The sequence below is a fragment of the Terrabacter sp. MAHUQ-38 genome (assembly GCF_014518425.1).
Classification (GTDB): domain Bacteria; phylum Actinomycetota; class Actinomycetes; order Actinomycetales; family Dermatophilaceae; genus Terrabacter.
This window is the reverse complement of record NZ_JACVCU010000001.1, coordinates 1,315,694-1,337,812: the sequence shown is the minus strand read 5'-3', so window position 1 is coordinate 1,337,812 and position 22,119 is coordinate 1,315,694. Positions and strand designations below refer to the sequence as shown.

The following is a 22,119-nucleotide window of genomic DNA, read 5'->3' as shown; positions in this document are numbered from 1 at the left end:
CTCCGCTCTCCTAGGGTGCGGGCATGGAAACCTTCCTCGTCGGCGGCGGCTGGGACGACGCGCTCGCGCCCTTGGTCTACGGCGGTTTCGTCGAGGCCGCGGCGCGCGCGGCGGGCGGGACCCCACGCATCCTGCTCGTCGTCATGGGCACCGACCCCGAGTCGCTCGAGTACCACGACCGCTACCTGCACACTCTCGGGCTCGTCGGCGGCCACGAGCTCGTCGGCGGCCACGAGCTCGTCGTCGAACGCGTCGCCGAGGGGACGCCCTTCGACGTGACGGCGCTCGCGGGCGTCGACGCCCTCTTCGTCGGCGGCGGGCCGACGCCGGAGTACCACGCGTCGCTCTCCCCCGCGTACGACCGCATCCGTTCCCTCGTGACCGGCGGTATGCCCTATGCCGGGTTCTCTGCGGGCGCGGCCATCGCTGCCTCGCACGCCGTCATCGGCGGGTGGCGGGTCGACGGCGTCCCGGTCTGCCCCGAGGACAGCAACGAGGAGCTCGACGACGTCACCGTCGTCGAGGGCATCGGGCTCGTCGCGGGCGCCGTCGACGTGCACGCCGCCCAGTGGGGCAACGTCTCACGGCTCGTCGCCGCGGTCGAGGCGGGCCTCGTGCCGCACGGCGTGGCCATCGACGAGAGCACGACGCTCGGGCCGGGTGGACGGGTCGTGGGCGCGGGCCACGTGTGGCACGTCACCTCGGTGGGCGGCGCGGACGGCGGGGCGCTCGTGCGGCGCCGGGGCACGGGTCAATAGGGTCACCCCATGCGCGCCATCACGATCCCCGAGCCCGGAGACGCCGACAGCCTCGTCCTCGACGAGGTGCCGGACCCGGAGGTGGCCCCGGGCGAGGTCCTGCTCGACGTCGTGGCCGCCGGCGTCAACCGCGCCGACGTCATGCAGCGACTCGGCCACTACGCGCCGCCTCCCGGCGCGTCCGAGTACCCCGGCCTCGAGGTGAGCGGCCGGGTCGCGGCCCTCGGCGAGGGCGTCGACGGCTGGCACGTCGGTGACGAGGTGTGTGCGCTCCTCGAGGGCGGTGGCTACGCGGAGCGCGTCGCCGTGCCCGCAGAGCAGCTGCTCCCCGTGCCACGCGGAGTGTCGCTCGAGGACGCCGCCGGCCTGCCCGAGGTGACGTGCACCGTCTGGTCCAACGTCTTCCTCGTCGCGAACATCCAGCCGGGCCAGGTGCTCCTCGTGCACGGCGGCTCGTCGGGCATCGGCACGATGGCGATCCAGCTGGCCAAGGCCGTCGGCGCCCACGTCGCCGTGACGGCCGGCAGCCAGGCGAAGCTCGACGTCTGCCGTGAGCTCGGCGCGGAGCACCTCGTCAACTACAAGGACGAGGACTTCGTCGAGCGGGTCCGGGAGCTGACGGGCGGGCACGGCGCCGATGTCATCCTCGACAACATGGGCGCGAAGTACCTCGGCCGCAACGTCGACGTCCTCGCGACCAACGGCCGCCTCGTGACCATCGGGCTCATGGGCGGGCGCCGCGGCGAGCTCGACCTGGGCAAGCTCCTCGCCAAGCGGGGCGCCGTCATCGCGACGAGCCTGCGCTCGCGGCCGGCGACGGAGAAGGCGGCCATCGTCGCCGCGGTGCGCGAGCACGTGTGGCCGCTCATCGAGTCGGGCGACGTGCGGCCGGTGATCCACTCGCGTCACCCGCTCGAGCACGCGGCCGAGGCACACCGGGAGATGGAGGCGTCCGGACACATCGGCAAGATCCTGCTCACCACCTGAAGGGGCGGCATCGCTGCCCGACCTGACGATCGGACCTGTGTCCGACTCGTCTGGTGACGCGTGACCGCCCACGGGCGTACCGTCGGTCAATGGACCACTTCGGTTCGAAGCGGCCCCCGATCTGAAACGGGAGGTTCATGGTGTTCATCCAGGTCATCCAGGGTCGGTGCCACGACGCCGACGCCATCCACCGGCAGATGGACCGGTGGAGCGAGGAGCTCGAGCCGGGCGCCATCGGCTGGCTCGGCGGCACGTACGGCATCACCGACGACGACGAGTTCGTCGGCGTGGTCCGCTTCGACTCGCGCGAGTCGGCCGAGCGCAACTCCAACCGTCCCGAGCAGAGTGCGTGGTGGGCCGAGACGGAGAAGCTCTTCGACGGCGAGGCCACCTTCCACGACTGCGACGACGTGACGATGATGCTCGACGGTGGCAGCGACGACGCGGGCTTCGTCCAGGTCATCCAGGGCCGCCTCAGCGACCCCGAGCGGTTCCGCCACATGATGGAGGGACCGATGGACACCCTCCACGACGCACGGCCTGACATCATCGGCGGCACCATCGCGGTCGACGCCGACGGCTTCTTCACCCAGACGATGGCGTTCCGCACGGAGGCCGATGCGCGCGAGGGCGAGAAGAAGAGCCCGCCGCCCGAGACCCAGGCGGAGATGGACGAGATGATGGGGCTGATGAGCGACGTCAGCTACCACGACCTGCACCACCCGTGGTTCGCCACGGCCGGGTCGCGCTGACCGGTCCGCCACGGACGGATGACGCCGCCGCGGGTCGTCCCCCTGTAGGACGACCCGCGGTGGCGTGTCTCTGGGTGCGCTCAGTCGCGGATGTTGTTCGCGCGGCGGGCGAGGTAGCCGGAGTAGCTGCTGAGGTTGGCGATGCGGTGGTTCATGTCGTCCGTCGGGTTCGACTCCTCGTAGAGCCAGAACTGCGTGTGGTCGGCGTTGGCCCACTTGTGGAAGAGGACGGTGTGGTTGCCCGGGTCGACGAGGAAGTCGCCCGCCCTCAGGTTGGCCCGCGAGATGCCGAAGCTGTAGGTCGACGTCGCGAGGGCGTTCGTGTTCGGGGCGCTGAGGCCGGTGGGACCGAGCTTGAGGGCCATCGAGACGAAGCCCGAGCAGTCGCGGCGCCACGAGTAGACGCCGTCCGGCCCGGTGGCCGTGCCGGACTGGCTGTACTGGATGTTGCGGTCCATCCAGTTCTGGGCCCGGTCGATGACGGCGGCCCGCGAGATCGGGTCGTTGGGGGCGGCCTGCGCCGACGTCGCCGGCGCGACGCCGAAGGCGGTGACCGCCAGCAGGCTCGAGGCGATGGCGGAGCGGACGACGGTCCGACGGGACATGGTGTTCACGGGAGTCCTCCTGACTGGTGGTCGCCGGTGCGGCGGCTCGCTGCCGAACCTAGGAAGTGCCGCTGCGCCATCGCTGCGGGGTCGCTGCGGTTCCGGTGACGGGCCTGCACGGCACACGACGGGGTGAGGCAGGATGGGGCGCATGAGTGACGACGCGAGCCGACAGGGCCAGGGCACCGACGACGGGACGCGCGACGACCCCCGCATCGTGGTCGTGACGCCGGACGGGATGGGTGTCGCGACGGCGCCGAACGGCGACAGTCGCGACGTCGACGAGCTCGATGCGGACGGCCGCCGCGAGCCCACCAACCCGGCCGACCTCGTCGAGGAGCCGGCGAAGGTCATGCGCATCGGCTCGATGATCAAGCAGCTGCTCGAGGAGGTGCGCAACGCGCCGCTCGACGAGGCCGGGCGCCGACGCCTCGCCGACGTGCACCACCGTTCCCTCGAGGAGCTCAAGGACGGCCTCGCGCCCGAGCTCGTCGACGAGCTCGACCGCATCGCGCTCCCGTTCCGCGACGAGTCGCCGAGCGATGCCGAGCTGCGCATCGCGCAGGCCCAGCTCGTCGGCTGGCTCGAGGGCCTGTTCCACGGCATCCAGACGGCACTGGTCGCCCAGCAGATGGCAGCGCAGCAGCAGCTCCAGCAGATGCGGGCCCTGCCTCCCGGCCCCGGCTCGTCCTACGGCACACCGCCGGGCGCGCACCCGGGCCAGCATGCCCCCGGCGAGGCCGGTCCGACCGGCCAGTACCTCTGAGCCACAACGCAACCGGGCAGCACAGATGCGCGCCGTCGTCTACGACGAGGCCCGTCGTTTCGAGGTCCGCGAGGTGCCCACGCCGGGTGCCGGCGCGGGTGAGGTCGTGGTCGATGTCCAGCTCGCAGGCGTGTGCGGCACCGACCTGCACCTGCACGAGGGCGGGTTCTTCGCCTCCTTCCCGCTGACGCCGGGGCACGAGGCGGTCGGCACGGTGCGCGAGGTCGGCGCGGGCGTCGCACACGTCAGCGTCGGCGAGCGGGTCGTCGTCGACAACGCCTCGGCGTGCGGCCGGTGCGGTCCGTGCTCCCGCGGTGACGCGCTCTTCTGCGAGCACTTCCACTCGCTCGGCGTCAACGCCCCTGGCGGGTTCGCCGAGGCCCTGGTCTCGCCCGCCCACAAGGTGTATGCCGCCGACGACCTGCCGCTCGACGTGGCCGTGGTCGCCGAGCCCCTCGCCTGCGCCGTGCACGGCATGGACGTGCTGGGCCTTCGGCCGGGCGCCGACGTGCTCGTCGTCGGCTCGGGCACGACGGGACTGCTGCTGACGCAGCTGCTCGTGCACGGCGGCGCCGGTCGCGTCACGGTGGCCGCGCCGACCGAGTTCAAGCTCGAGCTGGCCCGCACGTTCGGCGCGGACCGGGTCGTGCGCGTCACCCGTGACGCGGCCGAGACGGCGCGCACCCTTTCCGCGCTCCAGCCGCAGGGCTTCGACGTCGCGATCGACGTGACCGGCGCGGCGCCGGTCGTCGAGACGCTGCCTTCCCTCACCGCCACGAACGGCACCGTCTTCGTCTACGGCATGTGCGACGAGGACGCCCGGATCGCGCTGAGCCCCTACGACGTGTTCCGTCGTCAGCTCACCGTCAAGGGCTCGTTCGCCCAGGTCAACTGCATGGACCGCTCTCTCGCGATGCTGCGCTCGGGGCGCGTCGGCACGGAGGGCCTCATCACGCACCGGTTCCCGCTCGCCGACTACGCTGCCGCGCTCGACGCCCTCGCCCACGACCCGAAGAGCCTCAAGGTCGTCGTCGAGCCCCAGCGCTGAGGTCGGCCCTACGGTCGCGGTTGCCGCACGGGTGCGCGTCGCGTCGCTCGACCGGGTCGGCCCTGGGCGGCCCACGGGGCGACGAGGAGCAGCAGCCACGCGAAGCCGACGACGAAGCTCGGCACGAGGATGACGACCCCCGCCGCCCCGCCGAGGACACGCGGTCCGAGGGCGAGCAGGACGGCATACGCGATGAGCAGCGTGCCGACGACGGCCTTACGGCGAAAGGACCCCACGACTCCTCCTCGCTGCCTCGCGGTCCGAGCTCCTATGGCAGCACGGTGACGTGAACGCGTGGTGCAGAGCAGGTGACATGTCCGGGTTTGGCTAGGGTGAAGTGATGCGACGGCTGGGCCACCTGCTGACCGGCGACGGCCCCTGGCTGCGCCGAGGGTCCCACGTGCTCAAGTGGATCGCCGTCCTGGCGGCCTGCTACCTGGGCGGCGTCGCCGCGACGAACCTCGCGCCCGCAGTCGCCGAGACGTCGCAGTACCGCGCCGTCCTGCGCCTCGACCCGATACCGCGCCACTCCCCCGTGCTGCATGCGCCGACGATCGTGGGCGACGTCGACGTCCAGTTCGCCTCTCCTCTCGTGGCGCCCGGCCTCGACGTCCAGGTCGCGGTGCGCGAGGAGATCACCAACCTCTTCACGCGACCGAACGTCGACATCAAGGCGCTGCAGCCCTCGAACGACGAGATCTCGGCGGCCATCGGGCAGGCGGCCACCGGTGTCGGCATCCGGTTCGCGCTCGGCGCGGTCGCCATCGCCGTCCTCCTGGCCCTCGCATCGCACTACATCCGGCAACGCAACACCCGCCGGCACCACGTGCTCTTCGTCGCGTCGGCCATGGTCGTCGCGACGGTCGCGACCTTCGGTGGCATCGCCCTGACCTACCAACCGAGCCGGTTCGCGGAGTACCGCACGAGCGGTGTGCTCGGAGTCGTGCAGCGCAACGCCGGCCTGCTCGCCGACGTCGAGGCGCGCGCCACGCAGGTGACGCCGTACTTCCGCAACCTGCTCGCCGTGACGCAGGCACTGCAGCAGAAGTACGTCGCGGGCACTGTCGACGAGCCGGTGTCCGCCCGATTCCTTCTCGTCTCCGACATCCACGGCGCGAACCAGTACGCCCTGATGCGCACGATCATCGAGGAGGAGGGCATCGATGCCGTCATCGACAGCGGTGACCTCGTCAACTTCGGCCGCGTGCAGGAGGGCGACGCTGCGGGCATCTACCGCTCGATCCAGCAGCTCGGCGTGCCCTACATCTTCACGAGCGGCAACCACGACCAGTCGTCGCCCACCGACCGTGCCCTGCTGGCGCGGATGGACCGCATCCCCAACGTCGTGCTCCTGGAGGACGCCGCCGGGACCCTGCGCGAGCTGAGCTTCCACGGCCTGCGCATCACCGGCTTCAACGACCCGCGCTACTTCGGCGACGACAACGCCGACCCCACCGCGAAGGAGAAGCCCGCGGTCGACCGCTACAACGCCGCGGCGGCCGACGAGCCCGAGCCCGACCTGGTCGTCACGCACGAGCCGTATGCCGCCGAGGCCGTCGAGCGTGGACGCATCCTCGTCAACGGGCACATCCACACACCGGCCCTGGAGGGCAACCGGATCCAGGTCGGCACCTTCACCGGCGGTGGCGTCGTCGCGCACTACTCGGAGGGCGCCGGCCAGGAGCTCGACGGCCAGCCGTACTCCTTCGACATCGCCCAGTTCGGCACGTCGTGCGAGCTGACCTCGCTGACGCGGTACAGCTTCCGCAACCTGCTCGAGGGACGCCCGGCATACGACAACGTGCAGGTCATCAGCGGTGCGCGCATCGACCCCTACCGGCCGGCGAAGCCGGGCGTGCAGCAGCCGGGCGAGACGCAGCCCGACCCGGAGAAGCGCATCTGCAGCCGCATCGACGAGACGAGGGTGCGCGCGCTCCCCGTCGCGCCCGAGGCCACACCGGGCTCGACGAACCCGACTGGCTCGACGATCAGCCCTTGAGGTCTGGGAACTGCTCGTCGCGCCACTCGAGCTCGGGCTGGGCGGCGCCGGACGCGTCGAGGTCGTTCTCGCGGCCGCGCAGCTCGACCCTGCGGATCTTGCCCGAGATCGTCTTGGGCAGCTCGTAGAACTCGATGCGCCGCACGCGTTGCCACGGCGCGAGCTTCTCGCGGGCGTGGGCGAGGATCGACCGGGCCACGTCCTCGCCGGGCTCGTGCCCGGGTGCGAGCGCGATGTACGCCTTGGGCACCGCGAGGCGCACCGGGTCGGGCGAGGGCACGACGGCGGCCTCGGCGACGGCGGGATGCTCGATGAGGACCGACTCGACCTCGAAGGGGCTGATCTTGTAGTCGCTGGCCTTGAAGACGTCGTCGGTGCGGCCGACGAAGGAGATGTAGCCCTCTGCGTCGACCGACGCGACGTCGCCCGTGTGGTAGAAACCGCCGGCCATCGCGTCGGCGTTGCGCTGCTCGTCGCCCTGGTAGCCGGTCATCAGCGGGACGGGGTGCTGCGAGAGGTCGAGGCAGATCTCGCCCTCGCGGTTGCCCTGCGCGTCGGGCTCCGTGACGAGGGTGTTGGTGACCGGGTCGACGACGACGACCGGGCAGCCGGGCAGCGGCCGGCCCATCGAGCCGGGCTTGACGACCGAGTCGGGGGTGTTGCCGACGGCGGCGGTCATCTCGGTCTGGCCGTAGCCGTCTCGGATCGTCAGGCCCCACGCCTTCTCGACCTGCGCGATGACCTCGGGGTTGAGCGGCTCGCCCGCGCCGATCACCTCGCGCAGCGTGCCCGGCCCACCGCTGAGGTCGCTCTTGATGAGCATCCGCCACACCGTCGGCGGCGCGCAGAGCGAGGTGACGCTGTGCTCGCGGAGGACCCGGAGCAGGGCGGCGGGGTCGAAGCGGCTGTAGTTGTAGACGAAGGCCGTCGCCTCGGCCGCCCACGGCGCGAAGAACGAGGACCACGCGTGCTTGGCCCAGCCCGGGCTGCTGATGTTGAGGTGGACGTCGCCGGGCTGCAGGCCGATCCAGTACATCGTCGAGAGGTGCCCGACCGGGTACGACCGCTGGGTGTGCTCGACGAGCTTGGGCCGGCTCGTCGTGCCCGAGGTGAAGTAGAGCAACATCCGGTCGTCAGGCCGGGTGCCGGGGTGCTCGGTCGGCCCCACCGTGAGCTCGTATGCCGTCGCGTGGTCCTCCCAGCCGTCCGTGGGGGTCCCGGCGGGGTCGGCCCCACCGGCCGCGACGCCGACCGCGACCCGGAGGTAGTCGCCCGGCACGTCGTCGAACTTGTGCACCTCGGCGGCGTTCGTGATGACGGCGCGCGCACCGCCCCGCTCCATGCGGTCGACGAGGTCGCCCGGGCCGACCGCGGTGGTCGTCGGCATGACGACGGCGCCGAGCTTGATGACGGCGAGCATCGACTCCCACAGCTCGACCTGGTTGCCGAGCATGAGCACGACCGAGTCACCTCGGCCGATACCGAGGGTCGCGAGACGCGCGGCGACCTGGTCGGACCGGCGGGCCATCTCGTCGAACGACCAGGACCGGGACGACTCGTCCTGCTCGACGATCGTCAGGCAGGTCCGCTCGTTGCCGCGGGCGACGGCGTCGAACCAGTCGACGCCCCAGTTCCAGCGGTCACCGACGTCGGGGAAGCTGAACTCCTCGACGGCGCGGGCGTGGTCGCCGCGCAGCTCGAGCAGCCGGTCGCGGGCGGCGCGGTAGGCATCGGTGGACGTCGTCGAGGCACTCGTCGTCGAGGTCATGCTCCGACTGTAGGACGTCCTAGCATCCAGTGGGAGAGTCGACGTGACGGCGACCACACGGTCGTCTCACGCCATGGGCGTCAGGCCTGCTCGTCCGGGATCTCGCGCGGTCGGCGTCGGCGTTCCTCGGCGAGCGGGGGGCGGTCGCGCGGGTCGCGACGAGTGCGCGGGATGGCCCTCGTCTCTTCGCCGAGGTCGTCGTCGCCGTACTCCTGCCCCGGGTCGTAGGACGCCTCCGCAGCGCCGTCGGTGCCGCTGCCGTGGCGGCGACGACGCAGGTCGTCCTCGTCGACGAGGCGGTTGATGAGCTGCTGGACCTCGTTGCTGCGCGGGATGTAGGAGAGGTTCTCGTCGGGGCTGTCGCCGGCCGACTCGATGTGGAGCGACCCAGAACGGATGATGCGGTCGAGCAGGGTCTGCTCGAAGCTCACGTCGGTGATCTTCGAGAGAGTGATGTCCTTGCCGTTCTTCGTCAGGATGCCGCGCCGGACCATGACGCGGTGCGACGTGATGACGTAGTGCGTCGTGCGCCAGCGCAGGTAGGGCACGACCACGGCCGGGACGGCGATGACGAGAAGGACGATGATCGCCACCCACTGGATGCGGTTGCCCGTCTCGTCGTCGGGCGTGAAGACCGCCGCGAGCACGCAGGCCGCCGCCAGCACCAGGCCCAGGACCGTCGGCACGACGACGGTCAGCCAGTGCGGGTGCAGGTCGCGCTCGACGCGTTCACCGCGGGCGAGCACGTTCTCGGGGAACCCCATCGTGTCCTCCTCTCGTTGCGGCCCTCCGGCCGGCCGTCCTCAGCCTAGTAGCGGCTCCCGCGCCCTGGCGGGACCAGCATCCGGCGCGGAGGGTTCGGCTCGCGGAGCCCGGCGGGTGAGCCTACTGTCCAGTACGGGACGTGTGACCCACGGCACACCACGAGAGGGCCACTCGCCCCGGTGCAGCTCGCCCCGGCGCGCTGCAGTGCTCGGCATCAGCCTTCCACCCACAAAGGAGTGTGTCGTGAAGAGCAGTTCCGTCAGGTCCATCAGCAGGCGAGCCCTCGGGGCCGGCCTCACCACCCTCGTCGGCCTCGGTGCCGCCCTGGCGCTCGGCGCACCCGCCGTCGCGGCCGACACGAGCTACGTCGCCCTCGGCGACTCGTACTCGTCGGGCACCGGCACCCGCACGTACATCAGCGACGGCACGTCCTGCCAGCGCTCGGTCTACGCGTACCCGTCCCTCGACGCCTCGGCCCTCGGGCTGGCGCTGACGTTCCGCGCGTGCTCCGGCGCCAGGGTCGCCGACGTCACGAACACCCAGCTGTCGGCACTGTCGAGCACCACGGCATACGTGACGATCTCGGTCGGCGGCAACGACGCCGGCTTCGCCGACGTGCTGACCGAGTGCGCGCAGCCCGGCTGGATGAGCAACTGCAACGGTGCCGTCGACGAGGCGCAGAGCATCATCAACTACACGCTTCCCGGCCGGCTGTCGACGCTCTACTCGTCGATCCGCGCCAAGGCGCCGAACGCCCGCGTCATCGTCGTCGGCTACCCCCGCATCTTCAACGGCGAGGACTGCAACACGTTCACCTGGTTCTCCCCCACCGAGGAGTCCCGCCTCAACGCGACCGCCGACCTGCTCAACTCGCGCACGGCGACGGCCGCCGCGGGCGCGGGCTTCACCTTCGTCAACCCGACGTCGAGGTTCGTCGGACACGCGGTGTGCGACAGCCCGGAGTGGATCAACGGGCTGTCCAGCCCGATCAGCGAGAGCTACCACCCCAACGTCGCCGGGCACCGGGACGGCTACGCCGTCGTGACGAAGCCGGCCTTCGGGGTCGCGGTGACGCTGTCGGCGAAGAGGGCCGAGGCGAAGGCCGTGGCCTCGGCCGGTCGGCTGGCCCGCGACGCCCAGCGGTATGCCGCCGCCGACCGCACGATCACGCCCGAGCGCTTCGTCGCTCCCGACCTGACGACACCCGAGGCACGAGCCGCCGCAGCGCGCGCCGGGGTCGACCTCAGCAGCCGCGCCAGCATCGACGCGGCCGACCGCGCGTACTCGGCGAGGCAGGACGCCGCGTATCGCTGAAGGGCATTGCCCGGGCGCGGCACCTAGTCTGACCGGGTGCGCTACGACGACGTCATCATCGGGGCCGGTCACAACGGCCTGACGGCCGCCGCCTACCTGGCCCGTGCTGGAAGGAGCGTCCTGCTCCTCGAGCGTTCGGACCAGGTGGGCGGTGCTGCCGTGTCTGCGCGCGCCTTCGCCGGGGTCGAGGCACGCCTGTCGCGCTACTCGTACCTCGTGTCGCTGCTGCCGCGACAGGTCATCACCGACCTCGACCTCGACGTCCGGCTCATCCGGCGGCGCTACTCGTCGTACACGCCGGTGCCGGCCGACCCGGGCCGCGGACTCCTCGTCGACCGCGCCGACGAGCCTGCGACGCGGGCCGCCTTTCGCGCGCTGACCGGGGGTGACGAGGCGTACGCGGGGTGGACCGACTTCTACGCGCGGATGGCCGGCGTCGCCGAGCGCGTCTTCCCGACGGTGCTCGAGCCGCTCCGGTCGCTCGAGGACATGCGCGCCCTGGCCGGCGACGACGCGCTCTTCGACGCCCTCACCACCCGCCCCGTGGGCGAGCTCATCGAAGCGGTGACCGACGACGACACGCTGCGCGGCATCATCGCCACCGACGCCCTGATCGGCACCTTCGCCTCACTCCGCGGCCAGGACCTGCGGGCGAACGTCTGCTTCCTCTACCACCTCATCGGCGGCGGCACGGGAGACTGGGACGTGCCGGTCGGTGGCATGGGCGCGCTGACGGACTCCCTTGCGGCGGCAGCCGTTTCGGCCGGCACAACGATCAAGACCGGGGCCGAGGTGACGTCGGTGGACCCGTCGACCGGCGAGGTCGCCTGGGCCGGCGGCACTGCCGGCAGCGGCACCGCCATCGGTCGGTCGATCGTCGCCGGGTGCGCCCCGACCGTCCTCAACCGCCTGCTCGCGGCGGCCGGTGGCGACCCCGTCGAGACGGAGCCCCAGGTCGAGGGTGCGCAGCTCAAGGTCAACATGCTGCTGACCCGGCTGCCCCTCCTGCGCGACACCACGGTCGACCCGGCCGCCGCGTTCGCCGGGACCTTCCACGTCAACGAGGGCTACGTGCAGCTCGAGCAGGCGTATGCCGCCGCCCGGGCCGGGCACATCCCTGACGTCCCGCCGTGCGAGATCTACTGCCACACGCTGTCGGACCGCTCGATCCTGGGGCCGGAGCTGGCCACCACCGATGCGCAGACCCTGACGCTCTTCGGCCTGCACCTGCCCGCGCGTCTCTTCCGCGACGACAACGATGCGGCGACGAAGGAGTCCCTCGAGGCGACGTTGCGCTCCCTCGACTCCGTGCTCGACGAGCCGATCGAGTCGGTGCTCGCCCGTGACGCGGAGGGCAACCCCTGCATCGAGGTCAAGAGCCCCGTCGACCTCGAGCGGTCCGTCGGCCTGCCGGGCGGCAACATCTTCCACCGGTCACTGCAGTGGCCGTGGGCGGAGCGTGACTCCGAGGTGGGCACGTGGGGTGTCGAGACGGCATACGACAACGTGCTGCTCGGCGGGGCCGGAGCGCGTCGCGGCGGCGGCGTCAGTGGCATCCCCGGCCACAACGCGGCCAGGGCGATCCTCGGTTGAGCTCAGGCAGGCCACACCCTGGAGCTGCCACGGCGGTGGCTGCCCATGAGGTGCGTGTCGACGATCCCGACAGCCTCCATCAACGCATACATGGTCGTCGGCCCGACGAAGGCAAAGCCCTTCTTGCGCAAGGCCTTTGACAACGCCCTGCTCTCGTCTGACACAGTCGGCACCTGGGAGTGGTCGTGCGGACGGGGCGTGTCGGCCGGCTGGAAGCCCCAGACGAAGTCCACGAGGCCGCCTTCCTCACGCAAGGCGATGGTCGCCCTCGCGTTGGTGATCGTCGCGGTGATCTTGCCCCGGTGGCGGATGATGCCGGCATCGCCGAGGAGCCGTTCGACGTCGGCGTCGGTGTAGGTCGCGACGACGTCGGGGTCGAAGTCGGCGAACGCTGCCCGGAAGTTCGGCCGCTTGCGCAGGACCGTCGCCCAGGACAGGCCGGACTGGAAGCCCTCGAGGCAGATCCGCTCGTACAGTCCGCGCTCGTCGCGGATCGGCATGCCCCACTCGGTGTCGTAGTACTCCATGAGGAGCGGGTCGACCGAGGCCCAGGTGGGGCGGGCCAGCCCGTCAGCGCCAACGACCGTCATGCCGCGACCCTAGGACAGCTCGCGACGCATGATGACGCGGGCGAAGCCGCCCGACACGGAGTCGGTGTCGGAGACCTTGTGGAAGCCTGCGCGCTCGAAGAGCGTCCGGGTGCCGACGTAGGCCATCGTGAGGTCGACCTTCGCGCCGCGGTTGTCGACGGGGTAGCCCTCGACAGCCGGCGCGCCCTTCGTGCGGGCGTACTCGACGGCGCCCTCGAGCAGTGGCTGCGCGATGCCCCGCCCCCGGTGGCCCGGGCGCACGCGGATGCACCAGATCGACCACACCGGCAGGTCGTCGACGTGGGGAATCTTCGTGGAGCGTTCGAACGGCAGCTCCGACCTCGGCGCGACGGCCGCCCAGCCGACGACCTCGTCGCCGTCGTAGGCAAGCACTCCGGGGGCGACCTTCCGGCGGGTGAGGCGGCGGACGTACTCGGCGCGCTCCGGGCCCACGAGCTCCTTGTTGGTCCTGGCGTCGACGCGGTGGCTGAGGCACCAGCAGACGTTCGACGTCGGGTTCTTCGGACCGAGCATCGTCGCGACGTCGTCGAACCGTGCGAGCGTCGCCGGCCTGACGTCGAAGGTCATGCACCCACGCTAGCCACGGTCACCGACAACGAAGCACCCGAGGGCGTTTTGTCCGTTACGTCCCCATGAGGGCACTGCCGTACGTACCGTGAGGGCACCCCATACGCGAGAAGCTCGGAGGCAGCCATGGACCTGACCGTCACGCCCGACCGACGACGACGCCGCACCGCTCTCGTCGCGGGCGCAGCAGCCCTGCTGGTCGTGAGCCCCGTCGCGGCGGCCCGCGAGAGTGCCGACGCCGCCACCCTGACAGGGCAGCAGCAGGTGATCCAGCTCGTCAACGCCCAGCGCGCGAAGGCCGGCTGCCGCGCGCTCAAGGTCGACCTGCGTCTCGTGCGTGCTGCTCAGGCGCACTCGATCGACATGGCCCGGCGCCGCTACTTCTCGCACACGACTCCCGACGGCATCACGTTCGCACAGCGGATCCGCGCCCAGGGCTACACCGGTTCACGCATCGGAGAGAACATCGCCGCCGGCTACCCGACCGCGTCGGCGGTCATGACGGCCTGGATGAAGAGCCCGGGCCACCGCGCCAACATTCTCAACTGCCGCTACACCGTCATCGGTGTCGGCTCGGCCATCGGTGGACCGTACGGCTACTACTGGACCCAGGACTTCGGCGGCTGACCGACCGCGCGCGACGCGCCACGAACATCGATCAGTTTTCGAGAAGCGGCGCGATGTGGGTGCTCTACAGAATGGGACTCGTACAGCGGACCCATCAACAGGGAGACAGAGATGACTGCGACCACGAAGCCCACCGCCAAGCGCGCAACAGCCAGGACTGGCGACGCGGGGTCGTTCACAGCCGAGGAGCGCGCCGCCATCAAGGAGCGCGCCCGGGAGGTCAAGGCCGCCAAGAGCCGCAAGGGCGCCGACAAGGCGGCCGAGGACGTGCAGGCCGTGCTCGGCAAGATCGCCGAGATGGCCGAGCCCGATCGCAGCATGGCCGAGAAGGTGCACGCGGTCATCACCGACAGCACGCCCGAGCTCGCACCGCGGCTCTGGTACGGCATGCCGGCGTACGCCAAGGACGGCAAGGTCGTCTGCTTCTTCCAGGATGCGGCGAAGTTCAAGGCGAGGTACGCGACCCTCGGCTTCAACGACCCGGCGAACCTCGACGACGGCGAGATGTGGCCGACGGCCTTCGCCCTGACGAAGCTGACGCCGGCCGTCGAGAAGCGGATCGCCGCTCTCGTGAAGCAGGCCGCAGGCTGACCGGGCCGACCGGGCGGGTCGGGCCGACCGGGCGGGTCGGCACGACCGCTCCGAAGGGCGGCGGGTGTCCTCCTCGCCGCGGGAGACCCACCAGTGGCCGTGCGTGTGCAGGCCGCGATGAAGGCGGTGCCTGCTCGTCAGGTGCGGAGTCCGTGAGCCCGGGTCGCCCGAGCCTCCGCGGTGGAGGTCAGCGAGATCGGCGACGTCGACAACGGCATCCGAAGCACTGGAGGCGCCCGTGACGTGGTTCGAGCTGGCCGGCCTGGTCATCGTCGTCCGCCTGCTCGTCAGTGCTCGCCTGCCACTTCATTCGAACACCTGTTCGACTGGGTCAAGGCATGCGGAGGAAGAGGTGCCCGCCCGCTCGGGTAAGGATGTGCCATGCCAGAGACCGGACGACCGCAGACGCCCGACGACACCATCGGCGCACGCGACCTCACCGCGTGGCACACCCGTCTGGGCCGCTGGCTGCTCAGCGTCTTCGCCGCCCTGGCCCGGGCCGGCCGTCCCCTTGCCGAACGCGTCGCGTCCTGGTCGTCGGCGCATGTGGCCTTCGTGGTCTTCGCCCTCATCGCCCTGGTCGTCATGGTCGCCCTCGTCGAGGGCGTCGAGAGCGTCTACGAGGGCGTGGTCGGGCGGAGCGGCGTGACAGCTGTGGACCAGCCGGTCCTCGACGCGGCGGTCTCGCTCCGGTCGCCAGGGCTCGACTCGGCCGTGACGAGCTTCACCGACGTGGGCGGGCCGGTCGGCATGCCGATCCTGGCAGGGGTCGCGGTCGCGGTCATCACGTGGCGCCGCCGCCGCTGGACGCCGGTCGTCGTGACCGTCGTCGCGGCCGCCGGCTCCATCGCCATGACGATCGTCGGCAAGGACTTCGTCGACCGGGCCCGGCCGCCGGCGACCCTCGCCGTGCCGCCGCTCGAGGTCTCGCCGTCGTTCCCGAGCGGCCACACCCTCAACGCGACCGTCCTGACGACGGTGATCGTCTACCTGGTCCTGATCGAGTCGACGGCCGCCTGGCAGCGCACCCTCGCGATCGCCGCAGGCGTCGTCTTCGTCGTCACGATGGGACTCTCCCGCGTCTTCCTGGGGCACCACTGGCTCACCGACGTGCTCGCCGGCTGGCTCATCGGCCTCGCCTGGGCTCTCGCGGCCATCACGGCGCACCGCCTCTGGCTCACCCTCCGCGAACGCCCCGCGACCGCTCTCGAGAGTTCCTGACCACGACCCCGACGCGCCGCCCTCCGCGTACTCCTAGGATCGGTCGGGTGATGCCGGCGATCATCCTCGTGTCCGAGACCCGATGCTCCGAGCTGGCCGACGAGTTCGGCCGCTACACCCGCGACTACGACGTGCAGACAGCCACGTCCGCCCACGAGGCCAAGGTGGCCGCGAAGCGCGTCATCGCCGAGGGCGGTCAGGTCGCCATGTTCGTCACCGAGTCACGCCTGCCCGACGCCGAGGTGCTCGAGGCATTCCACTGGTGGCGCGGGACCGTGCCGACGGCGCGCCGCGTCATCGCGGCCCACGTCTCGATGTTCCGGGAGGACGCCGAACGGCTGCGCGGTGGCATGGCCAAGGGCAAGTACGACGCATACCTGCTGATGCCGCGCGGCGCCCGCGACGAGGAGTTCCACACCGCGATCTGTGAGCTGCTCTCGGACTGGGGCTCCACCGTCGCCGAGCCGGAGGTCGTCGCGGTCGCCATCGTCTCTCCCGTCGAGGACGCACTGACCCTCGGCATCCGCGACTACCTCGACCGCATGGGGATGCCCAACCGCGTCTACGCACCCGACAGCGACAAGGGCCGACACGTCATCGAGCTGCACGCGGCCGAGGGGGGCGAGCCGGACTACCCCCTCGTCATGGACCTCGGCAAGCGGGTCGGCGTGGCCCACAGTGTGCGCGACGTCGCGATGCGCATCTACGGCCAGCCGGCCGACATCGACGTCGACACGGTGGTCGACGTCGCGATAGTCGGCGCCGGGCCCGCCGGGCTCGCGGCCGCGGTCTACGCCTCGTCGGAGGGGCTGAGCACCGTCGTCCTCGAGTCCGAGGCGATCGGAGGCCAGGCCGGCACGTCGTCGATGATCCGGAACTACCTCGGCTTCCCACGTGGCATCTCCGGTATGCGGCTCGCTCAGCGGGCGCGCAACCAGGCGATCCGCTTCGGCACCCGCTTCTTCACGGGCTGGCCGGTCACGTCCTTCGAGCCCGGGTCCGTCGACGACGACGGTGTGCCGACCCCACACCTGCTGTGCACCGACGGCGGCGACGTGCGCGCCCGCTCGGTCGTCGTCTCGGCAGGGGTCAAGTACCGCCGCCTCGACGCCCCGGGAATCGAGAAGCTCGTGGGGCTCGGCGTGCACTACGGCAGTGCCATGACGGCCGCCCGAGAGATGGAGGGCTACGACGTCATCGTCGTCGGTGGCGGCAACTCCGCCGGGCAGGCCGCCATCCACCTCGCCCGCTTCGCCCGGTCGGTGACCATCCTCGTGCGGCGCGAGCAGCTCGCCGAGACCATGTCGAGCTACCTGATCGGCGAGATCGAGTACAACCCGAGGATCTCCGTCCAGGGCTGCTCAGAGGTCATCGAGGGCGGCCCCGGCGACGACGGCCGGCTCGGCTGGGTCACGGTGCGCGACACCCGCGACGGCACGGAGACCCGGCGCGAGTGCCGAGGCCTGTTCCTGCTCATCGGCGCCGCTCCCTACTGCGACTGGCTGCCCGACGCCGTGGCCCGCGACGAGCGGGGCTTCGTGTTGACGGGCCGCGACGTGCCCCAGGACCGGTGGCGGGGCGACCTGCCGCCCGAGAGCCTCGAGACGACCGTCCCGGGCGTCTACGCCGCCGGCGACATCCGGGCGGGGTCGATGAAGCGGGTGGCTGCCGCCAGCGGGGAGGGCGCGTCGGTCGTGTCGCTCGTGCACGCCTGGCTCGACCCCGCCCGCTGAGTCAGAGCTCGACGAGCAGCCCGTCGCGGAACGAGTAGCGGTACGCCGTCGTCGTCGCCGGCGGCAGGTTCGCGGGGTGGGCTGCGTGGTGGCGGTGCGGGTGCTGCGCCGGCGCCGGCGCGGGGGCAGGGGTGAGGCCGCCCGCGACACCCGCCGCGTGTGCCTGCCCGGCGCCGAGGGCCGTGGTGCCGACGAAGGCGACGGCGACCGCCGCACCGGCGGCGCCGAGCCCGCGCCGGAGGGTGGAGCGGACGGTAGAGGGGGCGAGGCGGGGGTCAGGTGTCGTGTCCATGTCTCGAGCGTCGAGGCCGGGGCTGTGGAGGGTCTGTGACCGCGTCATGCGTGAAGCATGCGTGGAACACATGTCGAGCGTCGTTGTCGCACAGGCGCGCCCGACCCGATGGTCATCCGTGCAGCGCGCGCTCCATGGCGTCGGCGACGGCATGTGCCGCCGGTTCCGCCTCGGCGCGCAGGCCCTCGATCGTGCCTTCGCGGTCGGCGTCCGAGCGGTTCTGGCTCAGCTTGGCCTTGCCCTCGACCGAGGTGACGACGACCTCGATGCCGACGATGGCACGCAGCTGGCCGCGGACGAACTTCGCTGGGGCGTCGGTGACCGCCCACGGCCGGTCGCGCCGCGACTCGTGCCGCTCGGTGAGGCGCGTGACGACGTCGAGCACCCAGTCGGGGTCGTCGTGCACGGTGACGGCGCCCCGCACGTGCACCTCGGAGTAGTTCCACGTGGGGACGACGCGGCCGTGCTCCGCCTTCGTGGCGTACCAGCCGGGAGAGACGTACGCGTCGGCCGCACTGACGACGACGAGACCCGGCGATCCGGCTGCGATGCGCATCCACTGCTCGTTCGCCCGTGCGAGGTGCCCGAGGATCCGGTCGCCGTCGACGAGGATCGGGAGCAGGGTCGCGTCGGGCCGCCCGTCCGCACCGACGGTGACGAGGTGGGCGGCCGGATGTGCGTCGAGGAAGTCACGGACCTCGGGCTCGGCCATGGCGTTCGGTCGGGGGACGTACATCACCCGATCGTCGCACGCCGGCGCGCGCCGGACGGCATACTCCCCGCGACGCACCAGAGCCCACCGAGGGAGGACGGCGGGCTCCGGTGCGGGAGCGGTCAGGTGTGCCGGTGCGGCGTGCGACGAGGCGCCGCCGACCACGGCCGCGGGCTTCGGGCGTGGGGCACCGGGGCCCGTCGGCTGGGGCGGCCCGCCGTCCCAGCCGAGGGGTCGAGGCGCTCGGCGAGGCTGCGCAGCAGGAGGGCTGCGCGGACGTGCCGGCGGGTGCGAGGCGCCTGCCTGGGCGCGTGGTGCCGGGCGGCCGAGCGCTCGAGGATCAGCTCGCGCGCCAGTGCCTCCTGCGGTGTGAAGCTCAGGGTCCCGGTGCTCATGAGAGGCTCACCTGCGCCCGCTTGACCCGGATGTCGCCGCTGCCGGAGTGGACCACCAGCTTGGCCCGGGCCTCGGAGTCGCCGGGGCCGGACGCCTCCTCGAGGGCGATACCGACATCGCCGGTGACGGTGTTGAGGTCGAGGTAGGCCGCGACGCCGTTGGCGACGCCGATGCTGACGTCTCCGGTGCCGGTCTTGGCCCGCACCTCGCCGCCGTGCACGCCCGCGAGCGTGACGTCGCCGGTGCCCGTCATGAGGTCGAGGTCGCCGGTGGAGGCGCCGATGCGCAGGTCGCCGGACCCCGTCTTGGCCTTGACCGGCGCGTCCGACCGACGCAGGTTGATGTCGCCGCTGCCCGACACGAGGTCGAGCCGGCCCCCGGCCGTGCCGACGGTGACGTCACCCGACCCCGTCTTGATGTCGGCGTCGCCGGTCGTCGACTGGAGGGTGATGTCACCCGAGCCCGACTTGAGGTCAGCCTCGCCGACCTCGTGGAAGGTGAGGTCACCCGACCCGGTGGCGGCCCGGACGTCGCCGAGCAGCCCGGAGGCCGTGACGTCACCGGATCCGGTCCTGACGTCGACGGTGCTGCCCACGGGCAGGTCCACCTCGACGTCGACCGAGCCCTTGCTGAAGCCGAAGAGGCTCTCCTTCTTGGGTGCGATGACGACGACGTCGTTGCCTCGTGCCTCGACCGTGAAGCGCTCGGCGAGCTCTTCACCGCCCCGTCCCCGCGGGACGAGCCGCACGGACGTGGCGGTCGTGTCGGTCGCGGTGAGCTTGACGTCACCCGCGAGCAGCTCGACCTTGAGGTTGACCGGGCCTGTCGTCTCGAAGTTGCGCTCGTACTGGTTGTCCATGTCGATCACCTTGCTGTCGTGGTTGGTCTGGATGCCTGCGCCGGGTCGCCGCGTCAGCGGACCCAGCCCTGCACACGCTTGTTGGAGGAGCGGTTGCGACCCGGGGCCCCGGGGCCGAACTGCGGCCCGAGCTGCGCCCCGATGTTGACGGTGACGCCTGACGCCGTGGCCGCGCGGACGGCGTTGACGATCCACGTGTTGAGCGACTGGCCGCGGCCGGTGGCGAGCTCCTCCGCGCGGGCCTTGAGGGCCTCGGGCAGGCGGAGCGTGATGCGTGCCGTCTCGGGACCCTCGTCGTCGGATGACACCGCATTGGTGTCAGCCGCGTCGATGGCCTGTGTGTCGTCGGCGACGGCCGAGGGGCCGCCCCCCACGACGACGAAGACGGGCTCGCGGCCCTGCAGGCGGACCTCGACCGAGGTGCCCTCGAGCTCGTTGGTGATCTCGGCTGCAGCCTGCGACAGCGCATCCATGAGCGCGAGACGGGCCGAGGAGTCGAGCGCGAAGCCGATCCTCTCGGCGGCCTGCTCGGTCTCGGGACCCATCGCCCTGGCCGCCTGGGCGAGATCGCGACGCAGTGCGTCGACGTACTCCGTGATGTCCATGTGCATCACTATGACACCACTGTGGTGTCACGTCAACACCATGACGGCGGCGCCGCGTCGCTGGGTACGTTTCCCGACAACCCCTCACCCTCGCGAAAGGGTCCCCGATGCGCAGCCTGGGAACCTCCGACCGCCCGTCCGTCCGCGCGCTGTCACGCGTCATCGAGCGGGTGTCCTCGCGCACCCGCGCCCGCCAGTTCGTGCGGGTGATGAACCGGATGGGCGCCTCGCCCGCGGCGATCCTGCCCCTCGTCAAGGACTCGCCGAACTTCACGCACCGTCGCTTCGAGGGAGAGGAGCCGTCCCTGCGTCCGCGGGTGCGTGCCCAGACCAGCGCGCTCATCGCCGCGATCCGGGTCAGCGGCCGCGGGCAGCCCGTCGGCACCGTGCCGGTCGTGCCCGCCGACCCGCCCCAGCAGCCGGGCGAGCTGGCCGTCACGTGGTACGGCCACGCGACGAGCGTGCTCGAGATCGACGGCGCACGCTTCCTCATCGACCCCGTGTTCAGCGAGCGCGTCTCACCGATCCGCCACGCCGGTCCGAGGCGGATGCACCCGGTTCCAGGATCGATCGCGCAGCTGCCGAGCATCGACGCCGTCCTCGTCAGCCACGACCACTACGACCACCTCGACCAGCCGTCGGTCGTCCGGCTGGAGGAGACGCACCGTCCGCACTACGTCGTGCCGCTCGGCGTCAACGCCCACCTGCTCGCCTGGGGCGTGCCCGAGGACCGCATCACCGCCCTCGACTGGCGCGGCGAGACCGAGGTCGCCGGCATCCGCCTGACCTGCACAGAGGCCCGTCACAACTCCGGTCGCGGCCTCGTCGACAGCCAGACGCTCTGGGCCGGCTGGGCGCTACGCGGTCCACGGCACAGCGCGTACTACGCGGGCGACTCCGGCACGTCCAAGCGCTTCGCCGCCATCGGCGCCGACCTCGGCCCGTTCGACCTGACGCTCATGCCGGTCGGCGCCTACGACCCCTTCTGGCCCGACATCCACATGGACCCCGAACAGGCACTCGCCGCGCACCGTGACGTCAACCGCGTCGGCACCGACGCCGAGGGCGCCACCGCCGACCAGGCGGGCGTCGCCGACGGGTTCATCGCCGGCGACCAGCGCATCGACACCCCCGGTGGCACGTACGAGGAGGGTGAGCCGACGTCGACCACGCGGACCGTGCAGACCGCGGCCCGGGAGTCGCTGCTCGTCCCCGTCCACTGGGCCACGTTCAACCTCTCGATGCACTGGTGGGCCGAGCCCGTACGCCGCCTGCGCCGCGCCGCGGCCGAGGCGCAGGTCCCCGTCGCGTTCCCTCGGGTCGGTGAGCGGCTCGACGCCGCCGCCGGTGACGCCGCCACGGTCGCGGCCGCGCACGCCCACCTGTGGTGGGAGGCGTGCGCGGCCCCGGAAGACCGCGACTGACGTTCACAGGACCGTCACCTCGACGCACCCCGGGAACTCGGGCGGGCCGCGCGACGCTGGACGAGAATGACGGCAGCCCTGCAACCGCTGGGCCGGCCCGTGACGAGCAGAGCAGGAGAAATGCCG

General features: G+C 71.7%; 24 protein-coding genes. 13 read left to right on the top strand and 11 right to left on the bottom strand.

Annotated features, from left to right (window positions below; all coding sequences use genetic code 11):
- Positions 1 to 23: 23 nt before the first annotated feature.
- From H9I49_RS06160 to H9I49_RS06150, 3 genes are all read left to right on the top strand, one after another.
- On the top strand, positions 24 to 758 hold the full coding sequence (locus tag H9I49_RS06160) for a peptidase S51 (RefSeq protein WP_188029383.1): 735 nt from the start codon (positions 24 to 26) through the stop codon (positions 756 to 758).
- Between the two features lie 9 nt (positions 759 to 767).
- Positions 768 to 1,745 (top strand): NAD(P)H-quinone oxidoreductase, encoded by a 978-nt coding sequence (locus H9I49_RS06155; RefSeq protein WP_188029382.1) that lies wholly within the window; start codon positions 768 to 770, stop codon positions 1,743 to 1,745.
- Positions 1,746 to 1,882: 137 nt separating this feature from the next.
- Positions 1,883 to 2,497, top strand: a complete 615-nt coding sequence (locus H9I49_RS06150) for a hypothetical protein (RefSeq protein WP_223128260.1) — start codon at positions 1,883 to 1,885, stop codon at positions 2,495 to 2,497.
- Positions 2,498 to 2,577: 80 nt separating this feature from the next.
- On the opposite strand, the gene H9I49_RS06145 is transcribed toward H9I49_RS06150, so the two are convergent.
- Positions 2,578 to 3,111, bottom strand: a complete 534-nt coding sequence (locus H9I49_RS06145) for a hypothetical protein (protein WP_188029381.1) — start codon at positions 3,109 to 3,111, stop codon at positions 2,578 to 2,580.
- 142 nt (positions 3,112 to 3,253) lie between these two features.
- On the opposite strand from H9I49_RS06145, the gene H9I49_RS06140 reads away from it, so the two are divergent.
- Together H9I49_RS06140 and H9I49_RS06135 are read left to right on the top strand one after the other, a co-directional pair.
- Positions 3,254 to 3,868 (top strand): bacterial proteasome activator family protein, encoded by a 615-nt coding sequence (locus tag H9I49_RS06140; RefSeq protein WP_188029380.1) that lies wholly within the window; start codon positions 3,254 to 3,256, stop codon positions 3,866 to 3,868.
- Between the two features lie 25 nt (positions 3,869 to 3,893).
- Positions 3,894 to 4,916, top strand: a complete 1,023-nt coding sequence (locus H9I49_RS06135) for an alcohol dehydrogenase catalytic domain-containing protein (protein ID WP_188029379.1) — start codon at positions 3,894 to 3,896, stop codon at positions 4,914 to 4,916.
- Between the two features lie 8 nt (positions 4,917 to 4,924).
- Here H9I49_RS06135 and H9I49_RS06130 read toward each other — a convergent pair whose 3' ends face one another.
- Entirely contained in the window at positions 4,925 to 5,152 is a 228-nt protein-coding gene (locus H9I49_RS06130; protein WP_188029378.1) for a hypothetical protein, read from the bottom strand.
- Positions 5,153 to 5,256: 104 nt separating this feature from the next.
- On the opposite strand from H9I49_RS06130, the gene H9I49_RS06125 reads away from it, so the two are divergent.
- Positions 5,257 to 6,915: a metallophosphoesterase gene (locus tag H9I49_RS06125; protein WP_255523614.1), complete on the top strand. Its 1,659-nt coding sequence runs from the start codon at positions 5,257 to 5,259 to the stop codon at positions 6,913 to 6,915.
- Here the strand turns inward: H9I49_RS06125 and H9I49_RS06120 are convergent.
- Positions 6,905 to 8,683 carry an AMP-binding protein gene (locus H9I49_RS06120; protein ID WP_188029377.1) on the bottom strand — a complete coding sequence of 593 codons (1,779 nt, stop codon included), beginning with the start codon at positions 8,681 to 8,683 and terminating at the stop codon, positions 6,905 to 6,907. The two genes, H9I49_RS06125 and H9I49_RS06120, sit on opposite strands and share 11 nt — an antisense overlap.
- Positions 8,684 to 8,763: 80 nt before the next feature.
- Positions 8,764 to 9,447 (bottom strand): PH domain-containing protein, encoded by a 684-nt coding sequence (locus tag H9I49_RS06115; RefSeq protein ID WP_188029376.1) that lies wholly within the window; start codon positions 9,445 to 9,447, stop codon positions 8,764 to 8,766.
- Positions 9,448 to 9,691: 244 nt separating this feature from the next.
- Between H9I49_RS06115 and H9I49_RS06110 the strand changes: the two genes are divergently transcribed.
- Together H9I49_RS06110 and H9I49_RS06105 are read left to right on the top strand one after the other, a co-directional pair.
- The gene (locus tag H9I49_RS06110; protein WP_188029375.1) at positions 9,692 to 10,762 is read left to right on the top strand and encodes an SGNH/GDSL hydrolase family protein; all 1,071 of its coding nucleotides are present in this window, start codon (positions 9,692 to 9,694) and stop codon (positions 10,760 to 10,762) included.
- 36 nt (positions 10,763 to 10,798) lie between these two features.
- Positions 10,799 to 12,355, top strand: coding sequence for an NAD(P)/FAD-dependent oxidoreductase (locus H9I49_RS06105; protein ID WP_188029374.1), 1,557 nt, complete (start codon positions 10,799 to 10,801; stop codon positions 12,353 to 12,355).
- A gap of 2 nt (positions 12,356 to 12,357) precedes the next feature.
- Here the strand turns inward: H9I49_RS06105 and H9I49_RS06100 are convergent, their stop codons facing one another.
- Together H9I49_RS06100 and H9I49_RS06095 are read right to left on the bottom strand one after the other, a co-directional pair.
- Positions 12,358 to 12,945, bottom strand: coding sequence for a DNA-3-methyladenine glycosylase I (locus H9I49_RS06100; RefSeq protein ID WP_188029373.1), 588 nt, complete (start codon positions 12,943 to 12,945; stop codon positions 12,358 to 12,360).
- Between the two features lie 9 nt (positions 12,946 to 12,954).
- Complete coding sequence (locus tag H9I49_RS06095) at positions 12,955 to 13,533, bottom strand: GNAT family N-acetyltransferase (RefSeq protein ID WP_188029372.1); 579 nt, start codon at positions 13,531 to 13,533, stop codon at positions 12,955 to 12,957.
- 126 nt (positions 13,534 to 13,659) lie between these two features.
- Between H9I49_RS06095 and H9I49_RS06090 the strand changes: the two genes are divergently transcribed.
- The 4 genes from H9I49_RS06090 to H9I49_RS06075 all read left to right on the top strand — a co-directional run bounded on the left by H9I49_RS06090 (position 13,660) and on the right by H9I49_RS06075 (position 17,705).
- Positions 13,660 to 14,160, top strand: a complete 501-nt coding sequence (locus H9I49_RS06090) for a CAP domain-containing protein (RefSeq protein ID WP_188029371.1) — start codon at positions 13,660 to 13,662, stop codon at positions 14,158 to 14,160.
- 111 nt (positions 14,161 to 14,271) lie between these two features.
- Positions 14,272 to 14,751: an iron chaperone gene (locus H9I49_RS06085; RefSeq protein ID WP_188029370.1), complete on the top strand. Its 480-nt coding sequence runs from the start codon at positions 14,272 to 14,274 to the stop codon at positions 14,749 to 14,751.
- A 381-nt stretch (positions 14,752 to 15,132) separates the two neighbouring features.
- The gene (locus tag H9I49_RS06080; protein ID WP_188029369.1) at positions 15,133 to 15,972 is read left to right on the top strand and encodes a phosphatase PAP2 family protein; all 840 of its coding nucleotides are present in this window, start codon (positions 15,133 to 15,135) and stop codon (positions 15,970 to 15,972) included.
- Between the two features lie 50 nt (positions 15,973 to 16,022).
- On the top strand, positions 16,023 to 17,705 hold the full coding sequence (locus H9I49_RS06075; RefSeq protein WP_188029643.1) for an FAD-dependent oxidoreductase: 1,683 nt from the start codon (positions 16,023 to 16,025) through the stop codon (positions 17,703 to 17,705).
- Between the two features lies 1 nt (position 17,706).
- Here the strand turns inward: H9I49_RS06075 and H9I49_RS06070 are convergent, their stop codons facing one another.
- The 5 genes from H9I49_RS06070 to H9I49_RS06050 form a co-directional block, all read right to left on the bottom strand.
- Entirely contained in the window at positions 17,707 to 17,997 is a 291-nt protein-coding gene (locus H9I49_RS06070) for a hypothetical protein (protein ID WP_188029368.1), read from the bottom strand.
- 112 nt (positions 17,998 to 18,109) lie between these two features.
- Complete coding sequence (locus tag H9I49_RS06065; protein WP_188029367.1) at positions 18,110 to 18,733, bottom strand: FMN-binding negative transcriptional regulator; 624 nt, start codon at positions 18,731 to 18,733, stop codon at positions 18,110 to 18,112.
- Between the two features lie 98 nt (positions 18,734 to 18,831).
- Positions 18,832 to 19,104: a hypothetical protein gene (locus H9I49_RS06060; protein WP_188029366.1), complete on the bottom strand. Its 273-nt coding sequence runs from the start codon at positions 19,102 to 19,104 to the stop codon at positions 18,832 to 18,834.
- Positions 19,101 to 19,964: a DUF4097 family beta strand repeat-containing protein gene (locus H9I49_RS06055; RefSeq protein ID WP_188029365.1), complete on the bottom strand. Its 864-nt coding sequence runs from the start codon at positions 19,962 to 19,964 to the stop codon at positions 19,101 to 19,103. The genes H9I49_RS06060 and H9I49_RS06055 overlap by 4 nt, the downstream gene beginning before the upstream one ends.
- A 53-nt stretch (positions 19,965 to 20,017) precedes the next feature.
- On the bottom strand, positions 20,018 to 20,569 hold the full coding sequence (locus tag H9I49_RS06050) for a toxin-antitoxin system HicB family antitoxin (protein WP_188029364.1): 552 nt from the start codon (positions 20,567 to 20,569) through the stop codon (positions 20,018 to 20,020).
- 107 nt (positions 20,570 to 20,676) lie between these two features.
- On the opposite strand from H9I49_RS06050, the gene H9I49_RS06045 reads away from it, so the two are divergent.
- Positions 20,677 to 21,993 (top strand): MBL fold metallo-hydrolase, encoded by a 1,317-nt coding sequence (locus tag H9I49_RS06045; RefSeq protein WP_188029363.1) that lies wholly within the window; start codon positions 20,677 to 20,679, stop codon positions 21,991 to 21,993.
- The last annotated feature ends 126 nt before the right edge of the window (positions 21,994 to 22,119 follow it).